Raw genomic sequence first — 6,659 nt, forward strand, 5'->3', positions numbered from 1 at the left:
GGAGCCGGAGCCGCAGTCGGGGCCAGGTCGTTCGGGGGCCCGCCGTGGCCCGCGCGAGCCTGAACCGGGCCCGGAGCCGCGGTCCCTACGCCAACTACGCGGGACCGGATACTGAGGAGTACTCAGCCAGTCAGCCCAGCAGCCAGTCCTACCGTCGTCCCCGCAACCGCCGCACCGTCTTCGACGACTCGGACTCCGACTACTGACCGCTCGGGCCGGGCCGTGGCAGTGGTTCGCCGCTGGCGGTCAGCACGAACTGTGCGCAGGAGTCGGCGTTCATCAGGGCGCGCTTTCCCATCGCTTACCTTCTTCTGCCAGTTCGGCTTGGGCCTGGACCCGCCGGATCACCGCGGTGATCCGCGGCAGGAACTGGGCGATGCCGTCTGGAACCCGGGGAAGCTGAGCTTGAGTGCGTGGAGCGTCCGGCCGCTCGGCTGGTTGCCGGTGATTTGCAGAAGGTCGAGGGCCGTGGCGAGCCGCCGCTCGGCCTCGACCAGGGCGTGCCGGAACCGGGTCTCGTGTGTCTCGTACTCCTTCCGCGCTTGGAGATGACGGCGTTTCCACTGGTGAACAGCCGCCGGCTCGCGTCGTCGTACTGGTCGCCGTGCTCCGGTGGGTGGGGCCCAGTCCCGGCTGCGCCGCGGTGGTGGTCCGACTGGGGTCCTCACTGTCCTGCCACAGGGCCGGGGCCTGCTGCTCCATGGCGTCGTGGGTCCTGGTGCTGCTGTTGAACGTCCAGGCCGCGCGCTGGATCACGGGTGCACCGGTCGGCTCTGCCGCCGCATGCCTGTAGCCCGCGCCGTGCTGATGCCGCGTCCACTCCACCATCCGGGGCCACCGCCGAGTTGCCCGCGCTGCGCTGCAGGGAGAGGATCCCGCCGGCGGCCATGCCCGCGCCGGGCGCCGGGCCCGTGGCGGATGACACTTCGGCCACCACGGTGACGGGACGTCGGGGACGCTCGGAGCTACCGGGATCTTTCGGCTGTTCCTGGGCGTGCATGACCGGTCTGTCCGTGGACTGGACTCCCAGGAGTACTGCGCGAACGGAAACCGGGCAAGGACCGCGAGGGCAGTCCTAGGGGCACGGGCGGCCATGGCGCGGCGGGCTGCCCTTTGGGGCACGGGGACGGGCAGCGGCACTGCCCCCGATCAGGCACCGGGGGACGTTTCGGTACGGGGGGAGGTCCGGAAATGTTGTATCAGTCCTGTCTCGTACCCCGAGGAGCGCTGAGTATGCCGTCGTACCTGTCACCAGGTGTATATGTCGAGGAGGTGGCCAGCGGTGCGCGTCCGATCGAGGGAGTGGGCACCTCGGTGGCCGCCTTCGTCGGCCTCGCCCCGGCCGGACCGCTCAACGAGCCGACGCTGGTGACCAACTGGTCGCAGTACGTCGCGTCCTTCGGTGACTTCACCGACGGGTACTTCCTGGCGCACTCGGTCTACGGCTTCTTCAACAACGGCGGATCCTCCGCGTTCGTGGTCCGCGTCGGCGGCGTGACGGGCGGGGTGACGGGTGCCGGCGCCCAGGACCCGGCCGCCCTGACGTCCAGCCGCAACGCCGGGGCGGCCGCGCTGCCCGCCGGTGAGGCGAAGCAGCTCGGCACGTTCAAGGTGTCGGCCGTCGCGCCCGGCGGGGGCAGCGGGATCAGCGTCGAGGTCGCGGACGCCGAGGGCGAGGGACCGGCCGACCGGTTCCGACTGGTCGTCAAGGACGGCGAGAAGGTGGCCGAGACCTTCGACGTGACCGCCAAGAAGGGCCACCGGACCTACGTCGTCACGCAGGTCAAGGAACGTTCCAAGCTGATCACCGTCGCGGAGGCCGCCCCGGCCGCGCAGCTCGCCCGGCCGGAGAACCAGACGGTCGCGCTCGCCGCGCCGGTCGCCTCGTTGCCGGTTCCAGCGGACGAGAGCACCGACGAGGTCGGCATCCGCGAGTACGTGGGCGACTCGGCGGACCGTACCGGCTTCGGCGGCCTGGAAGCCGTCGACGAGGTCTCGATGGTCGCCGTGCCGGACCTGATGGCCGCCTACCAGCGCGGTGCCATCGACCTGGAGGCCGTGAAGGCCGTACAGCTCGCCCTGATCGCGCACTGCGAGCTGATGGGCGACCGGCTCGCCGTCATCGACCCCCCGCCGGGCCTCAACGCCCGCCAGATCATGGTCTGGCGCCAGGAGACCGCCGGTTACGACTCCAAGTACGCGGCGCTGTACTACCCCTGGATCAAGGTCTTCGACCCCAACAGCGGCCAGACCCGGATGGTGCCGCCGAGCGGTCACATGGCCGGAGTCTGGGCCCGCAACGACTTCGAGCGCGGCGTGCACAAGGCCCCGGCCAACGAGGTCGTCCGCGGCGCGGTGGACCTGGAGATGCAGATAACCCGGGGTGAGCACGACCTGCTCAACCCGCTGGGCATCAACTGCATCCGGGCCTTCCCGGGCCGGGGCATCCGGATATGGGGTGCCCGCACCCTCTCCTCCGACCCGGCCTGGCGCTACCTCAACGTCCGGCGGTACTTCAACTACCTCGAAGAGTCCATCCTGACCGGCACCCAGTGGGTGGTCTTCGAACCCAACGATCAGGCGCTGTGGGCCCGGATCAGGCGGAACATCTCCGCGTTCCTGGTGACCGAGTGGCGCAGTGGCGCCCTGTTCGGCGCCACTGCGGACGACGCCTACTACGTGAAGTGCGACGCCGAGACCAACCCGCCGGAGTCGGTGGACCTCGGTCGGGTGATCTGCGAAATCGGTGTCTCCCCGGTCAAGCCGGCCGAGTTCGTGGTCTTCCGACTCGCCCAGTTCTCCAGCGGCGGAGGCGAGTTGGACGAGTAGTCGACAGCCGGAGGATGGGGCCGGTCGGCCCATGGGTCCCGTGCGATCAGTCGCCGGCCTGAACAGTACGACTTGAACAGCGCGAGCAGAGAGAGACAGGACGCATGAGTCTTCAGCCCGGTGAATCGCTCACCACACACAACTTCGGTATCCAGATCGACGGCGTCGGCCTGGAGTACCTCCAGTCGATCAGCGGCTACAAGTCGACCCAGGACGTCATCGAGTTGAAGCAGAACTCGGCGAACGGTCAGCCGATCATCAAGAAGATGCCCGGCGGACGGCAGGCCGGGGAGGTCACCGTCGTGTACGGCGTGACCCACAGCACCGCCTTCAACGACTGGCACAAGCTCTCCCAGAACGGCAACATGGGCGCGGCCCGCAAGAACGCCACCATCATCTTCTACGACACCCAGATGAACCCGGTGAAGCGGTACCACCTGACGAACGCCTGGTGCAGCAATGTCGTACCGGGCGACGTGACGGCGGGCGAACCGAACGCGCTCACCGAGACCGCGACCATCGTCTACGAAGACCTGGTACCCGAGTAATGCGTCGGGGATCGTCCGCCAGGACCTCCGCCCCCGCGGAGGCGGAGGTCCTGGCCGAACCGGCGGAGACGACGGCAGCGGCGGTCCCGGCGGCCGAACCGGCGCCCGTACGGCAGCAGTTGCGCACCGAGTTCGCCTTCGAGCTGCCGCGCGGGTACGTGGACGCCTCCGGCACTGTGCACCGCAACGGGATCATGCGCCTGGCGACCGCCAGGGACGAGTTGATCCCGCTGCAGGACCGGCGGGTGCGGGACAACCCGGCGTATCTGTCGGTGGTACTGCTCGGCCTGGTGATCACCCAACTGGGAACGGTGGATCATGTGCACGACGGCGTGGTGGAGAAGATGTTCGCCTCCGACCTCGCCTTCCTGCAGGACTTCTACCGCCAGATCAACGCCGAGGGCAACACCCGGGCCGGGGTCACCTGCCCGCACTGCGAGCAACCGTTCGAGGTCGAGCTCGGCGGGAGCCGCCTGGGGGAATCGTGACGTACGCGACCGACCGCATCCATGAGGAGATCGCGTACATCGCCTACCACTTCCACTGGAGCCTCGAGGACATCCTGGACCTCGAACACCACGACCGCCGCCGGTACGCCGAGCAGATCGCCGCGCTGGTGACCCGCGCCACGGCCGAGCGATGAGGGGGCAGGCGTAGCCCATGGGGATCTTCGACCGACTGCGGGGACGCACGGGTGCTCCAATTTCCCGGGGGGCGACCCCCCGTACCCCCACGAAACCCGCTGGTGGCGGGCGTAAAGTGGACGGACCCCACTCATTGGACCCGGGTGTGACGGGTACGCCGGGTGCCGCCACGAGAGGAACTCCGGCCCCGGCCGCATCCGGAGCTGCTCACGGGGAAGCCGCCGCCTCCGGGGTGCCCGCTGCTCCCAGCGAGCGGCAGGGCTGGTTCGCGCTGCCGCCGATCCAGCGGGCGATGGCACAACCGGCCCGGCACACCGTCGCGTCCGCCGACTTCGCGCAGTCGCTGACGACCTGGCAGAACCCCTCCTTCACCAGGGCGTTGTCGCACGCCGTCCTCGACGGCGCTCCTACCGGCCTGATCAAGGGCGTGCTGGTGCCCACCGCCGGCGCCGCGGGGTCGTTCGGAGAGCTAGGCGAGCCCGCGCTGTCCCTTCCGGTCGCGGTGGAGGCGCCCGAGGCGGCCGATGACGCGGTCCACCGGGCAGACGCCGCGGCCGGCTCGACCGACGTTGCGGTCCAGCGCACCGTGTCGGCTGCCCGCACACTCGGCCCGCAGGTCGCGCCGGTACGGCCCCGGCGCGCTCGGCCCGCCCCGCTGACCAGCGCGGCCGCCCCGGCCGCGGTCCAGCGGCGGGTGCTACCGGCTGCGATTCCGGCGTCCCGCCCGGGCGCGCGGGCGGCCCGGTCCCCCGACCGGGAGACGGCGCCGGTGCGCACGACCACCGCCGCACTCGTCGGCGATACGCCGTCACTGGCCTCGACGATCGTGCCCGGAGCACCTCGGTCCACGCCCGCGCCGACTCCGGACGCCCAGCCGGCAGCGGACCGCCGGCCGACTCAGGACCGCCGGCCGGCAGCAGACCCGAGCCCGCAGCCCAGGGTCGCCACGCCTCCGACGCCTCGGACGCCTCGGACGCCGACGCCTCGGATACTGCCGACTCAAACGCCGACGCCTCCGCCCGTCGGTGCGCGAGGCTCGGTGCCGTCCCCGGTGGCGCCGCTCCGCACGGACGCGCACGGGGGAACGGTCGCCCCCGGCCCGACTCCCTCAGTACCGCTGGTACCGCGCGGACTCGGGGAGCCCACCTCTTCCGCCCTCCCCGCTGCCCCCGCCCCCGGAGGAGCGGTGCCCGTGCAGCGCCGAACGGCGCGGCTGGGCGCGCCGAGCGGAGGCGGCGAAGCGAGCGGGAGCTCCCCCGGACCCGGACCCGGGCTCGGCTCCCAGTCCGACCGGGCTTCCGGCGCAGGGTCTTCCTCCGACTCGCCTACGGTTCCGTTGCCGCCTCCCGTGGGCACCCGCCTCGGCAGTGCTCCGTCAGGCGCCTCGACACCGCGACGCCGTCCGCTGCTCGGCGCTCCGCTGAGCGCTCCGCCCGCAGGCTCGACCCCGCTCACCGGCGGGGCGGCGGCGGGGCCGGCAGTGACGGTGCAGCGGGCCGCTGCGCAAGGGCCGACGGGTGCCCAGACTTCGGGGCGCCCGGGTTCGGCCCGCTCACCAGAGGCCGACGTACCGTCAACTTCGCTTGGCAGCACTCGATCCGACGGAACAGCCGGTGCCCCGGCGCCGATGGTGCCAACCTCGCCCGTCACCCCGTCCGGACCGCTGTCGACGGGCGGTACCGGGGCGGGCGGTTCGTCGGACAGCCTTCCCGTGCAGCGGCTGACTTCCGGCACGTCCGCGCCTGCGAGCCCGGGTGGGGCGGGGGAGCGGACGTCGGCCGTCATGCCGTTGGCGCCGGGATCCTCGTCGACTGTCGAATCCCCTGCGAACAGGGCTCCTTCGGCGAAGGGCGCGGCCGGTCCGGCGGTGGCCGCGGGAGAGTCGGGCGCGGTGCCTGTACGTCGGTCCGTCCCGGCCGGTGACGCGCGAGTGCGCGGGGCTTCGGGAGACCTGGTGGGTCAAGCGCGGCAGGTGGCGGTCGGCAGCAATGAGGCAGGCCCGGCAGCCGGTGCGCCGGATGCTCCGTTGGTGGGTCTCTCGCGGCCGGTGACGGCTGCCGATCCGGGCGCGGGTAGGACCGAAGGGCGGTCGGCGCGCTCGGTGGCGGGCGCGGTGTCGGTGCAGCGCTCGGCCGTGGTCGTCGGCGACTCGGATTCGGGTCCGTCCCGGACGACCGGGGGTGGGGCCGTGGGGCCGGCCGGACTCCCGGGAGCGGCGGTTACTGGCGCGGCCGGACCCGAGCCCCGGCCGAAGCGTGCGGAGCCTCCCGCCCCCCGTCACCTACCCGACCCCGTACGCCCGTTGGCCCCGGCCCGATCGATAGCGCCGCGCCTGCCGTTCCTGGAGGCTGCGGCCCCGCAGCCGCCGAGCAGGTCGAGCGTGCCGGAGACGGTGCCGCTGCGGGACACCACTTCGGGATCCGTGTCCGCGCCGGTGCAACGACTCGCCGGTCGTGCCGCTCCGGCCGGTACTGCCCGCTTGGCGTCGCCGACCGGCCTCGCCGTACAGCGCCTGGCGGCCGCTTCCGGCTCCTGGGCGGCGGGCGGCTCCTCGGCCGCGCGCGGATCGGGAACCGGCTCGGAGGCGCGACGCGGCGCGGTGAGCACGTTCCCGGGACCATCGGCCGCGGCTGCTACC

At 72.2% G+C, this 6,659-nt stretch carries 6 protein-coding genes and 1 pseudogene; 5 read left to right on the forward strand and 2 right to left on the reverse strand.

Annotation, left to right across the window (positions count from 1 at the left end):
• The 5 genes from TR46_RS42455 to TR46_RS43180 all read left to right on the forward strand — a co-directional run.
• Nucleotides 1-206, forward strand: a 206-nt coding sequence (locus TR46_RS42455) for a hypothetical protein (RefSeq protein ID WP_236655408.1), incomplete at its 5' end; no start/stop codon positions are given.
• Between the two features lie 1,027 nt (nucleotides 207-1,233).
• Complete coding sequence (locus TR46_RS20525) at nucleotides 1,234-2,829, forward strand: phage tail sheath family protein (protein ID WP_042403359.1); 1,596 nt, start codon at nucleotides 1,234-1,236, stop codon at nucleotides 2,827-2,829.
• Between the two features lie 104 nt (nucleotides 2,830-2,933).
• Nucleotides 2,934-3,377, forward strand: coding sequence for a phage tail protein (locus TR46_RS20530; protein ID WP_042403361.1), 444 nt, complete (start codon nucleotides 2,934-2,936; stop codon nucleotides 3,375-3,377).
• The gene (locus TR46_RS20535) at nucleotides 3,377-3,865 is read left to right on the forward strand and encodes a hypothetical protein (protein ID WP_042403363.1); all 489 of its coding nucleotides are present in this window, start codon (nucleotides 3,377-3,379) and stop codon (nucleotides 3,863-3,865) included. Before TR46_RS20530 ends, TR46_RS20535 begins: the two co-directional genes overlap by 1 nt.
• Complete coding sequence (locus TR46_RS43180; RefSeq protein WP_169790660.1) at nucleotides 3,862-4,020, forward strand: DUF6760 family protein; 159 nt, start codon at nucleotides 3,862-3,864, stop codon at nucleotides 4,018-4,020. Before TR46_RS20535 ends, TR46_RS43180 begins: the two co-directional genes overlap by 4 nt.
• 208 nt (nucleotides 4,021-4,228) lie before the next feature.
• On the opposite strand, the gene TR46_RS20540 is transcribed toward TR46_RS43180, so the two are convergent.
• The gene (locus TR46_RS20540; RefSeq protein ID WP_152626591.1) at nucleotides 4,229-4,870 is read right to left on the reverse strand and encodes a hypothetical protein; all 642 of its coding nucleotides are present in this window, start codon (nucleotides 4,868-4,870) and stop codon (nucleotides 4,229-4,231) included.
• 1,428 nt (nucleotides 4,871-6,298) lie between these two features.
• A pseudogene (locus TR46_RS44370) lies at nucleotides 6,299-6,659 on the reverse strand (hypothetical protein); the annotation flags it as partial.

Origin of the sequence: Streptacidiphilus carbonis, assembly GCF_000787775.1 — a bacterium.
Classification (GTDB): Bacteria; Actinomycetota; Actinomycetes; order Streptomycetales; family Streptomycetaceae; genus Streptacidiphilus; species Streptacidiphilus carbonis.

What these genes read in the sequence shown, in the direction of transcription:
- TR46_RS20525 (WP_042403359.1), top strand. Translation starts at nt 1,234, where the DNA reads ATGCCGTCGTACCTGTCACCAGGTGTATATGTCGAGGAGGTGGCCAGC.
- TR46_RS20530 (WP_042403361.1), top strand. Translation starts at nt 2,934, where the DNA reads ATGAGTCTTCAGCCCGGTGAATCGCTCACCACACACAACTTCGGTATC.
- TR46_RS20535 (WP_042403363.1), top strand. Translation starts at nt 3,377, where the DNA reads ATGCGTCGGGGATCGTCCGCCAGGACCTCCGCCCCCGCGGAGGCGGAG.